Genomic DNA, 18,518 nt, shown 5'->3' on the forward strand with positions numbered 1-18,518 from the left:
GCTTTTTTATAGGAACTGTAAAAAATCAACAATTCATGCCGCAAAGAGATAATATCCACAGTATTGTTAAACAAGCTATCACCAAAGATGGCTGGGAAATTACCGACGATCCCTTTGTCATATCCTATGGTGAACGATTTTTATTTGTAGACTTGGGTGCAACGGAAAGCAATACTTCAAGGCAGTTAACAGCAAGATTCATTGGGGCTAAACGCCAAAATAGTAGAATTGCAATTGAGATTAAAGAATTTCGAGGTCGGTCTGCGATCGCTGATTTAGAACAAGCAATTGGTCAATACACTCTTTACCAACTCTTACTCAATCAAGTAGATCCTGAACGTGCAATATATCTGGCAATTACAGATATCACTTATGAAGAAATATTTAGTGAACCAATTGGTCAACTCGTAATTAGCGACTTACCCATGAAATTGCTTATCGTAGATACAGAGAAGGCAGAGGTCAAGCAATGGATACCAACACGGTTTATCGGAACATTGTAAAACAAGTCATTCAGAAATACGCTAATTTTCGTCCCTCTCACGGTGAAATTAGACTAGACACAGTATTTGATGACACCCAGAATCGTTATGCACTCATGCAGGTAGGCTGGGAAAGGGGACGACGAGTTAGAGGAAATTTGATTTATATCACTATTCAAGATGGGAAAGTTTGGGTGGAATATGATGGCATGGAAACTGGTATTACTCAAGATTTAATTAATAGAGGAATTCCAGAGGCGGATATAGTTTGGGCTTTTTTGCCTCAATCACAGGCTGTCACAACTGGATATTGAGACAAGGGAGACAAGAAAAAAACTTAGTGACTAATGACTAATCAAACTAGCGATCGCCTCAATCAAAGCATCTGGATCTACTGGTTTTGATACGTGCATTTGAAACCCAGCCTCCATTGCTTGCTGCTGATTGATTTCCCCAGCGTAAGCAGTAAGTGCGATCGCCGGAATATTTCCCCCTTGTTGTGGCGGCTGCTGTCTTAATTGCCGTATCAACATATAACCGTCTACCTCTGGCATTCCAATATCACTAATTAAAATATCTGGTAATGACTCAGACAGTATATCTAATGCCTCTTGTGCTGATGTGACGGCGGTAACTTCCACCCCATAATCTTCCAGAATAAAACTTACTAAGTCTCTGATGTCTGGTTCATCGTCTACTACTAAAACCCTTGTACCTGAAAGCATGGGGGATGGATGGTTAAGGGGTAAAGGTTGATCGTCTTCATAACTCATGGGTTCATGTTTGTGTATTAGTGGTAAATTGACTTTGAAGGTAGTTCCCATTCCTTCACCAAGGCTGAGAGCTGCAACAGTGCCACCATGTAATTCTACGACTTGACGCACGATCGCGAGTCCTAAACCCAAGCCCCCAAATTTTCTGGTAGTTGTACTGTCGGCTTGACGAAAGTAATCAAACACATAGGGCAAAAAATCTGGTGCAATGCCCTTACCTGTATCGCTGACTTGAATTTGTACGCGGTGATTAACTTCTGTGAGGTAAATATCTACTCTGCCTCCAGAAGGTGTAAACTTGACCGCATTAGAGAGTAAATTCCATACTACTTGTTGTAGTCGATTGGGATCACCCATCACTTGACTTAAATTAGGATCAAGGACAGTCTGAATTTGAATAGATTTGGCATCTGCTGCCAGTCTTACTGTTTCTACCGCCGCTTCTACTACCATGACTACGCTTACCGGACAGACATTTAATGTCAATTTGCCTTGCAGGATGCGGGAAACATCTAATAAATCTTCAATTAATTGAGTTTGTAGTTTAGCATTACGTTCAATGGTTTCTAAGGCTCGTTCTGTAGTAGCTTGATCAAACTTGCGAGAACGTAGCAATTTTGACCAACCTAAGATGGGATTGAGTGGGGTTCTCAGTTCATGGGAGAGAACCGCCAAAAATTCATCTTTAATGCGGTTAGCGACCTCTGCTTCTTGGCGTGCTAATCTTTCTTGAGATAGTAAGCGATCGCGTTCTTGTTCTATTTGCTTGCGTTCGTTAATATCTAAGACAAAAGCCACACCCATATTTTGCGAGTCGTTGAGTAAAGCGACCCCTAATACCACTGCTACCCGCTTACCGTTGCGGTGGATATACTCCTTTTCGTAAAGTTGGGAAACACCATTGGCTTTGACTTCAGCGATCGCGCGATCGTCCAAAGCTCTATACTCTGAAGGGGTAAGTTCTCGCCAATCGATTTTACCTAAAGCAGCAAACTCCTCACGAGTATAGCCAGCTAGCTTTAAGTAAGCATCATTAGCATCAGTAATGAAACCATCCACAGTCCAAAAAGCTACCCCAATCAAATTTGACTCAAACAACCGCCGAAACCTGGCTTCGCTATCACGTAAAGATTGTTCAGCGCGTTTGTGTTCTGTGATATTGCGAGAAACTGTAATCACACCCTCAATCTTTTGGTTGATATTACGTAATGGGGTGAGAATGTATTCATAGTATTGTGTCCCATTTACTGTCACATATTCACACTCATCTTTGATGGGTGTACCATTTTCCATGACAGTTTGATATTGATACTCGCATTTTTCGATTAAATCTTTTGGTAAATCGAGTTCTCGCACAGTCTTACCAACTATATCTTCTGGATGAAGACCCATCCCCGCAGCACCACCATCACTGACATACTGATATTGACCTGTGCTATTAAAGATAAAAATGTGATCTACTGAGGTAGCGAGAATAGCATCTAATATATTAGCCTGTTCTTGAACTTGGTTCGTCAGATGTTGGGTCTTTTCTTCTGTCTGTTTGCTTTCGCTAATATCCATACACGTCCCAATCATTCTTATCGGCTGTCCCTGCTGGTCAAAGAAAAATTTTCCCTTAGAAGCAATCCAATGTATTGTTTTATCTGGCCAAACTATGCGAAATTGATCACTGTAATGCGGTTCACTAGCTTGGGTTTGGGAAATTTTCTGTGTAACTTTTTGTCTATCTTCAGGATGCACACAGGATAAAAATGCTTCGTATGTACCAGCAAAACTACCTGGAACTAAACCAAATAAACGTGCATGATTTTCCGACCAGATGACTTTTTCCGTCAGGATTTGCCAATCCCAAAATCCCATATTAGCAGCATCTAAAGCCAACCTCAGCCGTTCTTCACTTTCCCCTAAAGCCGTCTCCACTTGCCGTTTATCGCTCATTTCTTGTTGTAATTGCTGGCAAGGAAGTTGACACTCAACTAATTGCACAGGCGGTTGAAACCCGGCTGCTTTCAGTTGTTGCTCAAGCAATGCTTGTCTGCGCTGATACTGTTTTTCTAATTGTTCTAACTCAGCAATCCGTCCTCGTAAAGATATTAATTCCTGAGTTGTTTCACTAGCTGGGTCAACATTTGGTATTGACATTGGGAAAATAATTTTAAATTTATAATGCGACATCAATTATGATGCACCGCATAAATCAGATTGAGTATGAATTTTTTAACTAAACAAATCAATCCGTCATTAGATATATAGAAATTTATCTCAAAAGTTGTATATGTATATATAATATCTATCTATGGTTAGAGATATTGAATATTAGTCTAAGTAATGTACGGCTGAATTTGCTTACCCTCGATTAAGATAAAACCTCTTATGGGAGCGATCGCAGTCAGACAATTTTGGATGTAAGATGATTACGTATAAACTTAACCCTGACTATTGCTTGAGATAGAGGGAATCTATTTTACTCTACAGATAAATTTATATTTAGACTAGTCCACAATTAAATGTCTTTGATCATTGCCTCCTCAAGCGTCTAATTTGGAGGTAATTTTTTTGTCAAGAGAGAATTTGAATTTTTGTGAAAAAAGCCCCCCGGTCGTTAGCCGAGGGATTCTGCAAGTCGGTATTGTTGCACAAAGACATTCGCGAATATCACCATACCAACCTCAAAAGTGCGATATGTGCCAAAATGCCAAATGAGTGCTGATTAGGCTAATTGACACAAGATGCTATTAATATTCTGAAATTAGCCTTGAGTACGGTAGGGCATACCGGAACTTGGATGGATGCTGAGCGAAGTCGAAGCATAGATCCGAACGCTACCCTTCGGGAACGCCAAGGGCGAACAGGAGATTCGACCTCTACTCATGCTGGAGAAATCTTGTATGAGCAAGTTGGGTCTATGAATGAAGAATCTCCGCCCTTATAGGGCGGAGAGTGTCAACAATGCGTTTTAATACACTTAGTACCTGTTGAAATTCTGCATCTCGTTCAATTGATAACGCATAAGAACGAGCATATTTTGGCTTTTCTTGCTGAACTAGCTTGTCTTGCAATTTCAGTGTATTGCGCGATTCACCAGTATTTACCAAGACTGTATTTAAATGTTATGTATGCAGTAAAACCCTCATTTTTTCGCGATCGCATAACCTTGTGATAACCCGAAGGCAAAAATGGATAAAGTCGAGCTTAGAGTGAAGGAGCAAAAATAAAAATAATTTTTTTGAATTTTGAATTTTGAATTTTGAATTTTGAATTGAAGAAAGCGGTATATTCATGTAAGGCAGGGTCGGGAGTCAGAAGTGCCAAAAATCATCGCTATTCTTAATGGTAAGGGAGGAGTCGGTAAAACGACTACCGCAGTTAATTTGGCTGCCCAGTTTGGGAAGAAGAAAAAAGTTATTCTTGTAGACACAGATATTCAAGGTTCTGCTAGCTGGTGGTTTGGGCGGAATGAGAAAGGTATGGGATTTGACCTATCTCAAGAAACAAATCCTCAACTGTTAAGTCAGTTGCAAGCAATCCAAGGTTACGATCTAGTAGTAGTGGATACGCCGCCCGCGCTGCACTCGGAAGCCTTGGCTACCGTAGTAGCGATCGCAGATTATCTAGTGTTACCTACACCTCCAGCCGCAATGGATTTAGCCGCCCTGATTGAAACAGTCAAGGCCGCTGTAATTCCTGCTGGTGTTCCCCATCGGGTATTACTCACAAAGGTTGATACACGGAGTATAAATGAAGCAATAGAAGCCCAACACACTCTCCAAAGGCTAGGGATTCCGGCTTGTAAGTCTTTTATTCGGATCTATAAAGCCCACGAACGGGCAGCATTGGAAGGTGTGGCAATTAATCAATGGCGAGGAAATAATGCTAGAGAGGCGGAATCAGACTACCGCCGCGTAGCTGAAGAATTACAGCGTGATTGGAGAAAATAATGGCTAGAAAACACAGTCTTTCTGATTTAATACAAGAAGAAGCACAAAAATTTACACCCTCAGAAGGTGAATCTGCGATCGAAGTGACTGCTCAAGCAGTTGTAGAAGATGCCGCAACCCCAGAAGAAATCACTCAACAAACACCGGAAGCATCGGCTACTAAGCGTAGCACTACCACCAAAGCTGATTTAGAAGTAACCATTAAAGAGTTACAAACCAGTTTAGCTGCATCTCAAAAAAGTTTAGCCGCCTCTCAAAAAAACGAAAAGGCTCTCCAGGCACAAATAGTTGACTTACAATCAGCTTTAGCTGAACAACAAGCTTCAGTAGAAAAGGTGACAAAAGAACTTTTCGAGACTAAAAAAACCGCGCTGCAACTAGCTGAAGCTAATTCCCAACTCATAGAAGAAAGTAAATCCTTACAAAAGGAACAGGAATCACTCATAGAAGCAAGCAAATCTTTAAAACAGGAACACGCAATACAAATTCAAAAACAACAAGAACAAAAAAGTTTTAAGCCCATCGTTAACTACAAAAAATCTCACCGCTCACCTGAACATATGCCAGTACAGCAAACAGATGCCCAGGAGGATTTTTCTGCCAATACTTGGTTGTATGACTAAGGGTTAGGGGACAGGGAGGAAGCAGGGGAGCAGGGAGCAGGGAGCAGGGAGCAGGGAGCAGGGGAATGATTCTACTCTGATGCCCAATTCTCAATGCTTAATGCTCAATACCCAATTCTCACTCAGTCCTCTAGACTAGAATTTAATAGGCTGATCTAATTTGAGTGCTAGAAGATGTGAGTTTCAGCATTGCCAGCAATGGATAGTTGATTTTAAGGTGTGTCGATGAAACAGAAAGCCTAAAAAGAGATTTTTAGAATCACCTCCCTCTTTGCTGTCCCCTGTCCCCTGTCACCTGTCCCCTGTATTTCTGAAGAATTTGCTTGTCTTATACAATTTCGGGATGCCATTCCATACATATACGCTTCTACATCCTGAGAATTGCTAATGAAATATTGGATACTGTCCATATTGTTGCCTGTAATGGTGATTTCTCATCCTATTGCTGTACAGGCGGCGGCTAGTATAGTTGTTGACGCTGGTGATAAATCTCTCCATATCACTGGTTGGTTGGGTGAAGAAAGTGCTTTAGTTGGCAATCTGCGCTTGACTGCTCAAGGCGAAAATATCGAGAAGGTTGTATTATTAGCTTCAGACTTACGGCGCAAAGAAGACGGTGAAATGATCAACCGTCAGCAAATAGCGATCGCGGGTGAACCTCAACTTTCAGTCGGGATTCCGCAGGATTTCCAATTGCGGGTAACTAATATTCGTCTCCCTGGAACTTATGAAGGGACAGTACAAGTATTTTTACTCAATCAATCCCAACAGCCAGTCCAAACTATTCCTCTCCAGGTGATTGCTAAAGTTAGACCAAATCTGATTCCTGTGGGGGGTACGGAACAAATTCAACTGCGTCTAGTTAACTGTGACGGGTTTCTGGGATTTTTCGATTGTCTGATTGCTAAAGGGTTACTCCCAGCCAGTGCATTTTTAAACGAATGGCAATTGCAATTTGATAACTCTACTCAAGCACCTGTAACCATCATTGATACTAAAGTAATCCTCAAAGGTGAGCAAACTGGATATCAATTAACCGAACACAGTTTGAGTTTACCCCAAGGGACAATTAGTTTACCGAGCGATCGCATTATTAGTTTACCTTTAGCTTTAAATCGCTCTGTCATCCCCCCAGACCGTTATACAGGTGCTATTTACCTGACTTTATCTGGGCAAACTCAACGATTAATCATCCCCATAGATTTAAAAATGCGGTCTGGGCCGATGTTGCCTCTGATGGTGTTAATCTTTGGTGTGATGTTGGGACGATTATTTAAATATATGCAAGAGTCTGGTGGTAATCTCACCAGAGCCATCACAACAGTTTATCGTCTGAAATCTCGCATCAGACAAGAACTGGAACACCCAGAAGACCAGAAAATATTAGAAAGGATGGTTAGCTGGGTAGAACAATTAATTAGATGGGAAAAAATAGATCAGGCTTTTGCAGAAATAACAGCAATTGAAGCTCGATTAGAAGCATTAAATAAACTCCGTAAAATAGAGGTGCAATTATTAGAAATTAATGGGGAAGTAAATTTATCTAAATTTGCTCAAGAATTGCAGAGAGATATTGCTAAAACTCGGATATTTCTAGCACAAAAAAATGATGCCGCCGCTAAAAAAGTGATGCAAGCAGTGATGAAAGGTATGGCTATCCTCAATCAAAAAATGGGTGTTAACAATAGCCTGATGCAAAATGAGCCTTTCTTCTCTCTGGAATTAGCCAACGCTGTCAATGATTCATTAATTCGGGCTGATGAAGTTTCTCCTCACGATTTACCAGACCAATCTAATTGGGAAATCCGCTTGCAGGATTTTTTAATATTACTCTCCGGTGTATCTGATGATGTTCGCATTGGTGCTACAGTTTGGTTGATTCGACCATTTTTATCGCTGACTTTACTAGTTGGGTTATCTTTGGTAGGTCTTGGTTCGCTTTATGTAGATAATGGTCTGACTTTCGGTTCTAAGCCTTTTTCTGATTATCTGGGATTAATTTTATGGGGCATTAGTGCTGATGTAGCTAGTCGCAATCTCAGTAGTTTACAAAGTCGTAATACGGATGATGCCTCTAATCTGAATTGATTTTTTATAAGTGTTCTTAATTAGACCTCTTGCAAAAGCCCGGAAATGAGATGTGTCATTCTGAGTGAAATGTAGAATCTTTGAGATGTTTCGCTTCGCTCAACAAGACAGATGAAGCATTTATGCAAGACGTCTATTGTTTTCTTTAGCTGATTCAATTAAAAAATAGGATCAAAAAATATGGGTAAAACTATCAATAAATATTCATAAATTAGAAGAACCCCACACGGCATTTACTGAGGCAAATTCTCCCCTCCCCGTGAACGGGGAGGGGCTGGGGGTGGGGTAAACGTTCATTGTACTCAACTGATAACTGCTATAACTAATTATCTGGACTTCATATAAATAGATTCACTCATGATCATCTGAACTGCCAAAACAAAGAATATGTTGAGCAGTAATTTTTGGCTGTTCTAAATGGGGAATATGACCACAATTAGCAATCCAAATTAATTGACTATGAGGAATGGCACGTTTAAATCTTTTAGCATCTTCAGTTCCTAAAATCTTGTCAGCATCACCCCACAAAATCAAAGTTGGTTGCTGAATTTCTGCCAATTTCTTAAATCGAAAAGCACTATAACCGCCACTTTTTGTAAACTTAATTAAAGCTGACGACCAATTAGCCATTTCTAGATGTAATGCACCGCAGCATAGAGCATCAACTGAGGCTAAAGCAGAATCTTTATAAGCAGCACGAGAAACGCGATCGCGTACTTTCAAACTCCGCAAAAAATCCGTAGCCAAGGCATCCAAGGGCGGAAACATCAATTTACTTAACGGTGAACCCCCCTTCAACCCAGCACTGTCAATTAACACTAATTTTTTGACGACTTCTGGATAAGTCAGAGTAAAATCAATCGCCGCCGCACCTCCCATTGATGCACCAACTAAAATTACCGGTTGGTTAATCAGGGTTTTCCAAAAATAATATAGGTGGGTTTTAATGGCAATGGGGTTAAATTGTATCCCTGAGAGTCTGTCTGTAAATCCAAACCCCAATAAATCCACTGCCCAAGTTTCATTTTCTTGGGCTAGCAATGGTAAAAGCCGCCGAAATTCTAAAATAGAACTATCGAAGCCATGAATTAAGAGTATTGGTGTACCACCGCTACCTTGACGTACATAAGTTGTGTTTATAGGTAGATTAATTAAGGGAGTAGCGATCGCGTGAGTTTGAATACTTTGAGCAAACGCGATCGAGCTAGCTTCTGTAAGTTGCTCAACGGTGATAGGTAAGAAGCTGGGAAACACTTTTTGTAACTTAAGTCTTTATTCTCTCCCAAATTCTACCATCTTTAATGTTGGCGCAGTTACCAGGAGAGATATTTTTTGATTTGGAAATCCCTAATTTTTAAATTCTGCAACAGAGAAAAATATCTCCTTTGTCAAAAAAGGGACAAAGACTCGTAAAATTAATATTACTTATTACCGATGGGAGCTAATGCCATGCCAATGGCTGTTGGCGTAATTGAAACTTTGGGTTTTCCGGCTGTGCTAGCGGCAGCAGATGCAATGGTGAAATCTGCCGCCGTGACGCTGGTGTATTATGGTCAAGCGGAAAGCGCACGCTTGTTAGTTGCTGTTAGGGGTCATGTTTCTGAAGTCCAAACAGCAGTTGCAGCTGGGATTGAAGCTGGTGAACAAGCTTATGGTGGTGAAGTCATCACCCATTACATCATTCCCAATCCCCCAGAAAATGTGGAAACTATTTTACCAATCCACTTCACCCCAGAATCCGAGCCTTTCCAAATGTTCTAAGCAATTTAGTCATTAAAATTTGTAGCGAAACTTCGTACAATTCACTGATACACCCACGACCTCATACTTTTATTCATACAGGAGATTACTAATGTCACTACAGGCAGTTGGAGCGTTAGAAACTAAGGGTTTTCCTGCTGTATTAGCCGCAGCAGACGCAATGGTCAAAGCTGGCCGAGTTACCCTAGTTGGGTATATCAGAGTAGGTAGTGCGCGTTTTACAGTCAATATTCGGGGAGACGTTTCTGAAGTTAAAACTGCTATGGCGGCTGGGGTGGAAGCTGTAGAAAAGGTTCATGGGGGAACTCTAGAATCTTGGGTAATTATTCCCCGTCCCCATGAAAACGTTGAAGCCGTGCTACCAATTGGCTACACCGAAGCAGTTCAACAATATCGGGACTCTGTAGAAAACCCCATCGTCCGGGCATCTAACAGACGTTAGAGCCAATTTACAGGATGGGGTAAGAGAATATAGAGGAGCAGGGGAGCAGGGGAGCAGAGGAGCAGAGGAGAATGAAGATTGCCCAATGCCCAATGCCCAATGCTCAATGCCCCGCACAGTAATTTAAAACCTGAGTCGAATATTTTATTGTTTTTATTAGTTAAAATGAGCCGGACACTCTAAATAACAAGAGATATTACAAAATTTTCTAATTTTCAAAATAAAAGTCGTCAGATGAAACTTGCACAGAGCAAACAGCGTCTCTATGGAGGTAAATCCCATTAAATACCCCAAATAATTGTAAAATGGCATTTTTTTACCCCTTTTTCCCAAAGGCGCATCTTCTGCTTTTTTATGTCTCTTCACAGAAAGTATACAAAACTTTAACTTGGACTAAATACAGGGAAATGCTTGATATACCGTAATTTCCGGTACTTAGCAACTAGAGATAGAGATAGTTCTGAGTAAATTCCTGCATAAAGTTAGTGGATTTAGACGTAATAACAATGGAATGGCTGAAAAGTCTTCATCTTGATGAAGACTCACAAGCAAGTGCTAGCTAATCATTTGAGTGGGATGAAAGGGGGTTGTGATGCAAACTTTAAAACAGGGTTTCGAGGAGCGCAATCTCGCTATGGCAACGGAAGCAGAAAAACTAGCACAATCTTGGCACAAGCGGCTAGCTGCGGAGTGTCCAGAACAAAGTGTAGCGGCTAGAGAAAGTATTGTTCTCTGGCTGTTAGGTCGTGATTTAGAACGGTTTGATCTGCTCAACCCCAAGGAACTTGGCATTGCTAAACAAGCAATGGAATATCGCTGGAAGATTTTAATTCAACGCTACTTAGGCATAGGACGAGAACGCGCCTATCGCAACCTGAACACACGCTTAGGGAGTGTGGCGACATTACGGAATAAAATTCAAACCTGGATTTCCCTGAGTCGCGATCGCCAGCGTAATGTAATGGATGTCTTGCAAGAAGTGCTACAAGAACTGCTGCAAAACGATAATTATATGCAGCAGCAAATGGCGTACATTGCCGAAATTACCCTAGATAAACGCCTTAAAGATACTTTATTATTTGCCACAACAGAAGAGTATTGTTTACGCCCAGTACGTAATCAACCATTGTTGGTGTATCGGTTTGTCAACTATCTACGCCGTTCTCAACGTGGTGGCTTAACTCAAGTCCCTGGTAGCGACTTAGTGCGGCTAGTTTCGGAAGAAGTGTTAACCGATGACAGCGATAATCGAGTTAACTTGGTAGATAATCAGGCGATCGCAGAATATCAAGAAGCACAACAATTAGAAGAACAACAGTCATTGCGGCAAACAGTCCAACAAGAATTTGCCAATTATTTACATGAAAACTTAGGTCAAGAAGCAGTAGAGTGGCTCAAACTCTACCTCCAAGGCAAATCCCAAGATGAAATCGCTAAGAGACTGAACAAGCCCATCAAAGAAATCTACCGACTGCGTGAGAAAATTAGCTATCACGCCGTGCGTGTCTTTGCCCTCAAAGATAAACCAGAACTCGTCAATAATTGGCTGTCAATTTCCTTACAAGAAAATAATTTAGGTTTAACCCCCAACCAATGGCAGCAACTTGACGAAAAGTTAACTCCCATAGGCAAGCAAATCTTAGCTTTACGGAAAGCTGGTAACTCAGTAGAAGCCGTCGCGGAACAATTACAACTCAAGCCCCATCAAGTTATGGGTGAATGGACAAAAGTCTATCTCGCAGCGCAAGCTATCAGAACTCAAGAGTAATGAGTAATGAGTGCTGTTAGCGGTAGCGCGGCGTTTCGCTGGTGCTGAGAAAATTATCCCTTGTCTCCCTTCCCCTCCCTCTGCCCAAATTAGTAGTTAATTTTACTTTAGACAAATTAATAAGTATATTTATTGACTCCTAACTAGTTAAGAGCAACATAGAATATGAAAGAAATACCAAGCCAGCAAACCTATGTGGTCTCCAGAGGGTAAACCAGCTGATAGCGGAGCAAGTAGACAGGAAATGCTACATACAACTCCCAGCATTTGGGAGCAAGAACCAGAACGTGAACAAATATTTAAACTGATTGATACCTTATTATCCTTTGAAGCTTGTCTATACCACCAAATACTGCCCTTAAGGTTAGAAAACAAGCAACTATTGCTAGGAATGGTTCATCCACTGGATAACGGGGCGTTAGATTATGTGAATCGGATTCTATCCTATGTCAATTACACAATGATGACCCAGGAAATTGCGATCGCAACCCACCGTACCATCCTCTCAGTCTATCTCACCTATAAAAATACATCTCCCCCAGACAACCAACCGATAGAAGAACTAGAAACCAAAACTAATTTAGAACAGCATCCCCAGGACAACACTGCGGAAATTGATATTACATCACCATCCTCAGAAAACAAATATTCAGCCACCACTCATCAACCTCCTGAACAACAAATAAATAGTTCTGCTCAAACTCCTAATGTTGTTCCTTCTGTTAAAAATCAGCCAGAAGAAAATGTGGGTTTCGACGATGTGACTGTTTTGCAGTTGCACCCTCCAGAAGTCTTCACCTCTATAGAAGCACTGACAAGTTTACCTCCTAAGAAATTACTAGAAGAATTACTAGCGCGAGTCTTAAGCGGAGGGATTGGCCGCCTGTATTTAGAAAGACAACCCTATCAAGGGAGAATCATATGGAGTGATAACGGTGTCTTGCAATCTGTGTTAGAAGATATACCCTTATCTATTTTTCAAGGGGTACTGAATGAATTGAAGCGTTTTGGTTCACTTCCTGTCACCAGACACGCAGAACCAAGACAAATAGAAAAAGAATGCTTGTATCAACAAACCCGTGTATTATTACGCATTCGAGTCATGCCGGGAAGCTATGGGGAAGAGGCTACATTACAAGTGCTACGGGGAGCAGCTTTAAAATTCTATCAACAGCAACAGTTAGTTCATCTGAGCCGAGATGTCATTGGCATTTCTCAACAACTCAGCCATAAATTACACGAGTTAAACCAAAGACTGTTGCTCAATCCAGTCCTCAAACCAGAAGACTCAGAAGCCATTGTAGCTTTAAACCAGTTAATAGAAAATTTAGACAACCAAATCAAAATACTGGCAGCTAATAATCAGTTGCCAATATAAAGTTAATCAATAGTCTGTCAGTAAAACCTCTGATTGCGATTTTCTACACAATTGTTATGTTGTAATGACAATCCAGACCATCTTTTTTAGGATCTCTGGTTACAATTATTACAAACTTTCTGTCTTTATCTATAGCCAGATTGTGGTTTTAAAACTTAAAAATAGCTAGCTTTATTTTCCATTCCCCAATTTATTTTTAGTAGATATTTCATGCAGACCGAGGTTTTTAGTGAAATTTTTCCTTTGTTGAGTACAGCCAACCCACAAACCCTAGAGTGGCTGCTCAATGTTGCCATTGAACACGAATACCCAGTCGGAAGAGCCGTCTTAATGGAAGATGCTTGGGGTAACGCAGTTTACTTTGTCGTTTCTGGCTGGGTGAAAGTCAGGCGCACCTGTGGAGAAGATTCTGTAGCTTTAGCCATTTTGGGTAAGGGCGATTTTTTTGGAGAAATGGCGATTTTAGATGAATCCCCCCGGTCAACAGATGTAATTGCCCTTTCTACCGTAAAATTGCTCAGTATTTCCAGAGAACGCTTTATTCAAATACTGTTTAAAGATCCCCAGTTACACCATCGGATGTTGCAGTTAATGGTGCGGCGATTGCGACAAATCAACCAACGGTTACAAATTAGGTCTTCACCACCTGCGGTTAAACTTGCTCATACCTTAGTCAGTTTAGGCGAAAGCTATGGACAGGAATCAGAAACTGGTAAGGAAATTTTGAATATTCCTTTTAAGGATTTAGCAGAAGTGACAGAAATTAGTGTAGAAGAAACGACTAAAATTATGGAAAAACTACACGAAAAAGGTTGGATAGAAATTAACCATGCGAACAATATTGTTTATCTCATCAACTTCAAACAATTGGTGAATTTAGCCGGTAAAGTCTAATAATCACTAGTTCTACGCATTAATTCATCAAGTAAATATAAAATTTTTATTAATTATTAATGCAAATAACCCACAAAGAATTTAATGTTTACTTTATAAAGAACCTCTGAGGAAGCAGTGTTTTGTTAAGCTAAGTCAGGTGGGCGAGTCCTTAGTTCCGACATGGCAAGCATTAGTGAGCTTAATCTGGGTTAATTTTCGCCAGGTTGCCTCTATTGTAGTAAATGGCGTTGCTGCATACTTCAGTGCTGAGTCTAACGTTGTTAACTATTGACTATTGACCATGAACTATTAACTATTAACTATGGACTGACTTTTGACTCAGAACTTATCACTCTTAACTACAGATGACTGAAGCAACAGCACCTCGTATCGATATTGACGTCCAGGAAACCGTGCCGACGATTTATTATCAGGTGGCAATGCCACAACCAGAAACGCATCTATTTGAGGTTAGTTTACAAATTGTAAACCATACATCATCAATTCTTGACTTAAAAATGCCGGTATGGACACCAGGATCATACTTGGTGCGGGAGTACGCCAAAAATTTACAAGATTTTGCGGCTTTTGCAGGAGATAAGCCTTTAAGTTGGCGTAAGATTAGCAAAAATCACTGGCAAATCCATACAAACAACGTATCCCAAATAACAGTAAAATACCGTATTTTTGCCAATGAGCTATCGGTAAGAACCAATCATTTAGATGCTACCCACGGTTATTTCAATGGTGCAGCCCTGTTTTTAAGACTGCTGGGATGCGATCATCTACCCATCCGTATTACTGTCATACCACCGTATCCCCAATGGGAGGTAACTACTGCCTTACCAACAATGGGTGAGCAGTCTCATACTTTCTATGCTGCCGATTTTGATACTTTGGTGGATAGTCCGTTTGAGGTGGGTGAGCATCAGGTGTATCACTTTGATGTGTTAGGAAAACCTCATGAATTAGCAATTTGGGGACAGGGAAATTTCCAGGTACAGCCACTAATTAGCGATATTGAAAAAATTGTCCAAGTCGAAGCCCAGATGTTTGGTGGTTTGCCATATGATCGCTATATCTTTTTGGTGCATTTATTTGCCCAAGCCTATGGAGGTTTAGAGCATAAAAACTGTTGCTCTTTGATTTATCAACGGTTTGGATTTCGTACTCAGGATAAATATGAACGCTTTATCCAATTACTAGCACACGAGTTCTTTCACTTATGGAACGTTAAGCGCATTCGCCCCAAAGCCCTAGAGGTGTTTAATTACGACGAAGAAAGCTATACACCGTCTTTGTGGTTCTGTGAGGGGACAACTAGTTATTATGACTTGTTAATTCCTTTAAGGGCAGGAATTTATGATGCTAAATCCTATCTAAATTATTGGAATAAGGAGATTACTAGATTTTTGACGACACCAGGGCGGAAAGTACAATCCCTGGCTGAGTCTAGTTTTGATGCTTGGATTAAACTCTATCGCCCAGATGCTAATAGTGGCAATTCTCAAATTTCCTACTATTTAAAGGGAGAAATGGTGTCTTTGTTGCTAGATTTGCTAATTAGAGCGCGGCATCGCAATCAGCGTTCTCTGGATGATGTGATGCGGCAAATGTGGCATGAATTTGGGCAACCAGAAATTGGCTATACACCAGAACAGTTGCAGGCAATTATTGAATCTGTAGCCGGAGTGAATTTAACCGAGTTCTTTGAGTCCTACATCGATGGTACGGAAGAATTACCGTTTAATCAGTACCTAGAGCCTTTCGGGTTACGTTTGGTGATAGAGAAGGAGGAAGAGCCTTATCTGGGAATCAAGGTACATACTGACAACGGTAGGGAAATGATTAAATTTGTGGAGGCTGGTTCTCCTGCCCAACTAGCAGGAATTGATGCAGGTGATGAGTTGCTAGCAATTGCAGGTATCAAGGTGACATCTCATCAATTGAGCGATCGCCTCAAAGATTATCAGCCAAGTGATACCATTGAGGTAACAATTTTCCATCAAGATGAACTGCGGACTTTATCTGTAACTCTGGGACAACCACGTTCTACGAAGTATCAGGTAATAGCAGTAAATGACCCCAACACCATACAGCAAGAAAATTTTGCTGGTTGGTTAGGTATGCCGTTATCTACAATTGGTTGATCAAGATTTTGATTTAGTCAGTTTCTTACTCAGGGGCTGACTGAATCAAAAGAATTGTATTCCTGGCTTTTACGCCATTTGAAATGGTATATTTCTTTACGCCGCGTTGTACTAGTATTTTGCATAGTGATGGGGATTAATTTATTGTTTTGTATAGTTTGGCAGGCAAATTTTAATTTAACTACATTTATTGTACGCAAATAACTAAATATATTCACTTAACTATCTAACTAATACGAGTTATGACGTAATCACGAGTACGGGAATTAACAGGGTTCGTAAAAATTTTTTTAGTGATACCAAATTCAACCAAATGTCCAATCCGATATTCATTCAGGTGAAAGAAGGCTGTAAAATCAGATATCCGGGTGACTTGTGATAAATTGTGGCTAACAACAACGATTGTTAGTTCAGAGCGTAAACGTAAACTTTGGATCAAGCTCTCCACCTTCATACTAGCAATGGGATCAAGGCCAAAACAAGGCTCATCCATTAAAATAATTTTCGGCTTTACAGCTAAAGCACGGGCAATACAAAGTCTTTGTTGTTGACCACCAGAAAGGTCTAAAGCAGATTTATGTAGTTTATGTTTTAACTCATCCCATAAATCAGCGTCTTTGAGTGCTGATTCGACAATTCCATCTATCTCTAATTTGGGTCGCCATCCGACTATTTTGATCCCATAGGCTACATTATCATAAACACTCATGGGAAATAGATTTGGTTTGGAAAATACTATACTCACTTGTCGGCGTAATCGATTTAAATTGATTCGACGCTCATAAATGTTTTGATTAAAAAATTCTACTCTACCTTCAACTCGTACCTCTGTTTCTAATTCGTTCATCCGATTGAGACATTTCAAAAAGGTAGATTTTCCACAACCACTAGGGCCAATAATTGCAGTGACTTTACTCTGGTAAATATCCATCGACACACTTTCTATTATTTTTTTGGTGTCATAATAAAAACTGAAATTTTTGACTTTGATAGCTGGAATTAGTTTATTCATGCTGGTAAACCCTGTGCAATAGATATTGACTCAACAAATCAGAAAAAATCAGTGACGCTGTTTCACTATTTGTGTAGCCAATCTAGAATCGTTGTGGCTCTTGATAGAGGAGACTAGTACCGCTACGCGGAAGTCAAAACTCATAGACGCGAAAGCAGCTACTCTTACGAGTTCTCCGCAGGAGTACCCGCAGGGTAAGTCAAAAGAATTGTATTCTGGACTTTTGCTCCATTTGAAATGGTATGTTCATTTACGCCATGCTGTACTAGCATTTATATTTGCTAAATATCAGTGTTTTGCGTATGGATATTTGCCCCCTCAATACTTTCTGCAATCAAAGCCGTGTAGGATTATTTCATCATGTTAAAATCAAGCAATTAACAGTTTGTATTCATTTTCTGCTCACTCATGAGTGTAATTCAAAATAACATTTCATACATTATTCTCATTCACTACGTGAGTTATTTCAATCTTTTCTATAGGTTTCAAGAAATACAGGGGATAGGTGACAGGTGACAGGTGATAGGTGACAGGTGACAGGTGACAGGTATTGCCGTAGATAACGGAGAGATTGGGTGTTCCACGTCCCGCAGGGAAGCTCAGTTGAGCCGCCTCAGCCGAATGGTGACAGCGACGAAAGAATGAGAGTGTTTCTTGTAGATTTTGCTAGTATGTAACTACGCTATTTAGAGGCTCATTAAATACATATATTTCATTGATTACTGGAGATATAGCAAAGGAAAATTACTGTATACTCTTGTATTTTTTGTTCGAGAAGGTTGGAAATTTTCTTCGGTATTAATTCTACAAACAAAATATATAATGATATATTAAAAAATTTTGGTGAATTTTCATACCTATTGATTGAGAAATTCATGGGAAATTTACAATATTGAATATTTTCAAGAAGAGTGCAAAATTTAGTATAACTAAGTTATTAAGAGATAATTGTCCTTTTGGTAATTATAATGATAATAAATTCTTGTAAATTATGATTTTAAAGTCTATTTAGATAAAACTGGTGTAACTGGAAACAAATAATTAAATTTTCATAAATATAAATAAAACATGATTTTTTCTCGGTGAATGCCGAAATCAATGGAAATAGATTACACGCAAGATGCTGATAGCAGACAAACAACAGAGGTTGCCAAAATTTTCAAGACAAGGACTTAGCTATAAGTAGCTATTTAAAATCAATCTCATTGCTCCCAATGCTAGGCA

Annotated in this window: 15 protein-coding genes; 12 read left to right on the plus strand and 3 right to left on the minus strand. The window is 40.1% G+C overall.

What is annotated here, in order from left to right; genetic code table 11:
* Window positions 1–35: 35 nt before the first annotated feature.
* Together L6494_RS02255 and L6494_RS02260 are read left to right on the plus strand one after the other, a co-directional pair.
* Window positions 36–503, plus strand: coding sequence for a XisH family protein (locus L6494_RS02255; protein WP_237991249.1), 468 nt, complete (start codon window positions 36–38; stop codon window positions 501–503).
* Window positions 470–796 carry a XisI protein gene (locus L6494_RS02260; RefSeq protein ID WP_237991250.1) on the plus strand — a complete coding sequence of 109 codons (327 nt, stop codon included), beginning with the start codon at window positions 470–472 and terminating at the stop codon, window positions 794–796. The genes L6494_RS02255 and L6494_RS02260 overlap by 34 nt, the downstream gene beginning before the upstream one ends.
* A gap of 30 nt (window positions 797–826) precedes the next feature.
* Here L6494_RS02260 and L6494_RS02265 read toward each other — a convergent pair whose 3' ends face one another.
* Entirely contained in the window at window positions 827–3,400 is a 2,574-nt protein-coding gene (locus L6494_RS02265; RefSeq protein ID WP_237991251.1) for a PAS domain-containing hybrid sensor histidine kinase/response regulator, read from the minus strand.
* A gap of 577 nt (window positions 3,401–3,977) precedes the next feature.
* On the opposite strand from L6494_RS02265, the gene L6494_RS02270 reads away from it, so the two are divergent.
* From L6494_RS02270 to L6494_RS02285, 4 genes are all read left to right on the plus strand, one after another.
* Window positions 3,978–4,190, plus strand: a complete 213-nt coding sequence (locus L6494_RS02270) for a hypothetical protein (RefSeq protein ID WP_237991252.1) — start codon at window positions 3,978–3,980, stop codon at window positions 4,188–4,190.
* 373 nt (window positions 4,191–4,563) lie between these two features.
* The gene (locus L6494_RS02275; RefSeq protein WP_237991253.1) at window positions 4,564–5,196 is read left to right on the plus strand and encodes a ParA family protein; all 633 of its coding nucleotides are present in this window, start codon (window positions 4,564–4,566) and stop codon (window positions 5,194–5,196) included.
* Window positions 5,196–5,819 carry a hypothetical protein gene (locus L6494_RS02280; protein ID WP_237991254.1) on the plus strand — a complete coding sequence of 208 codons (624 nt, stop codon included), beginning with the start codon at window positions 5,196–5,198 and terminating at the stop codon, window positions 5,817–5,819. Before L6494_RS02275 ends, L6494_RS02280 begins: the two co-directional genes overlap by 1 nt.
* A gap of 387 nt (window positions 5,820–6,206) precedes the next feature.
* Complete coding sequence (locus L6494_RS02285; RefSeq protein WP_237991255.1) at window positions 6,207–7,907, plus strand: hypothetical protein; 1,701 nt, start codon at window positions 6,207–6,209, stop codon at window positions 7,905–7,907.
* A gap of 351 nt (window positions 7,908–8,258) precedes the next feature.
* Here the strand turns inward: L6494_RS02285 and L6494_RS02290 are convergent, their stop codons facing one another.
* Window positions 8,259–9,161, minus strand: coding sequence for an alpha/beta fold hydrolase (locus tag L6494_RS02290; protein ID WP_237991256.1), 903 nt, complete (start codon window positions 9,159–9,161; stop codon window positions 8,259–8,261).
* Window positions 9,162–9,356: 195 nt separating this feature from the next.
* Here L6494_RS02290 and L6494_RS02295 point away from each other — a divergent pair, with 195 nt between their 5' ends.
* The 6 genes from L6494_RS02295 (at window position 9,357) to L6494_RS02320 (ending at window position 16,282) form a co-directional block, all read left to right on the plus strand.
* Entirely contained in the window at window positions 9,357–9,668 is a 312-nt protein-coding gene (locus tag L6494_RS02295) for a carbon dioxide-concentrating mechanism protein CcmK (protein ID WP_237991257.1), read from the plus strand.
* Window positions 9,669–9,759: 91 nt separating this feature from the next.
* Window positions 9,760–10,110, plus strand: a complete 351-nt coding sequence (locus tag L6494_RS02300) for a carbon dioxide-concentrating mechanism protein CcmK (protein ID WP_190699202.1) — start codon at window positions 9,760–9,762, stop codon at window positions 10,108–10,110.
* Between the two features lie 592 nt (window positions 10,111–10,702).
* On the plus strand, window positions 10,703–11,878 hold the full coding sequence (locus L6494_RS02305) for a HetZ-related protein 2 (RefSeq protein WP_237991258.1): 1,176 nt from the start codon (window positions 10,703–10,705) through the stop codon (window positions 11,876–11,878).
* A gap of 193 nt (window positions 11,879–12,071) precedes the next feature.
* On the plus strand, window positions 12,072–13,256 hold the full coding sequence (locus L6494_RS02310; protein WP_237991259.1) for a pilus assembly protein PilB: 1,185 nt from the start codon (window positions 12,072–12,074) through the stop codon (window positions 13,254–13,256).
* A gap of 210 nt (window positions 13,257–13,466) precedes the next feature.
* Window positions 13,467–14,150 carry a Crp/Fnr family transcriptional regulator gene (locus L6494_RS02315; RefSeq protein WP_237991260.1) on the plus strand — a complete coding sequence of 228 codons (684 nt, stop codon included), beginning with the start codon at window positions 13,467–13,469 and terminating at the stop codon, window positions 14,148–14,150.
* A gap of 347 nt (window positions 14,151–14,497) precedes the next feature.
* A complete protein-coding gene (locus L6494_RS02320; protein WP_237991261.1) occupies window positions 14,498–16,282 on the plus strand; it encodes a M61 family metallopeptidase in 1,785 nt (594 codons plus the stop codon).
* Window positions 16,283–16,508: 226 nt separating this feature from the next.
* Here L6494_RS02320 and L6494_RS02325 read toward each other — a convergent pair whose 3' ends face one another.
* Complete coding sequence (locus tag L6494_RS02325; protein WP_237991262.1) at window positions 16,509–17,294, minus strand: phosphate ABC transporter ATP-binding protein; 786 nt, start codon at window positions 17,292–17,294, stop codon at window positions 16,509–16,511.
* Window positions 17,295–18,518 lie beyond the last annotated feature (1,224 nt).

Origin of the sequence: Nostoc sp. UHCC 0870, from assembly GCF_022063185.1 — a bacterium.
GTDB lineage: Bacteria > Cyanobacteriota > Cyanobacteriia > Cyanobacteriales > Nostocaceae > Trichormus.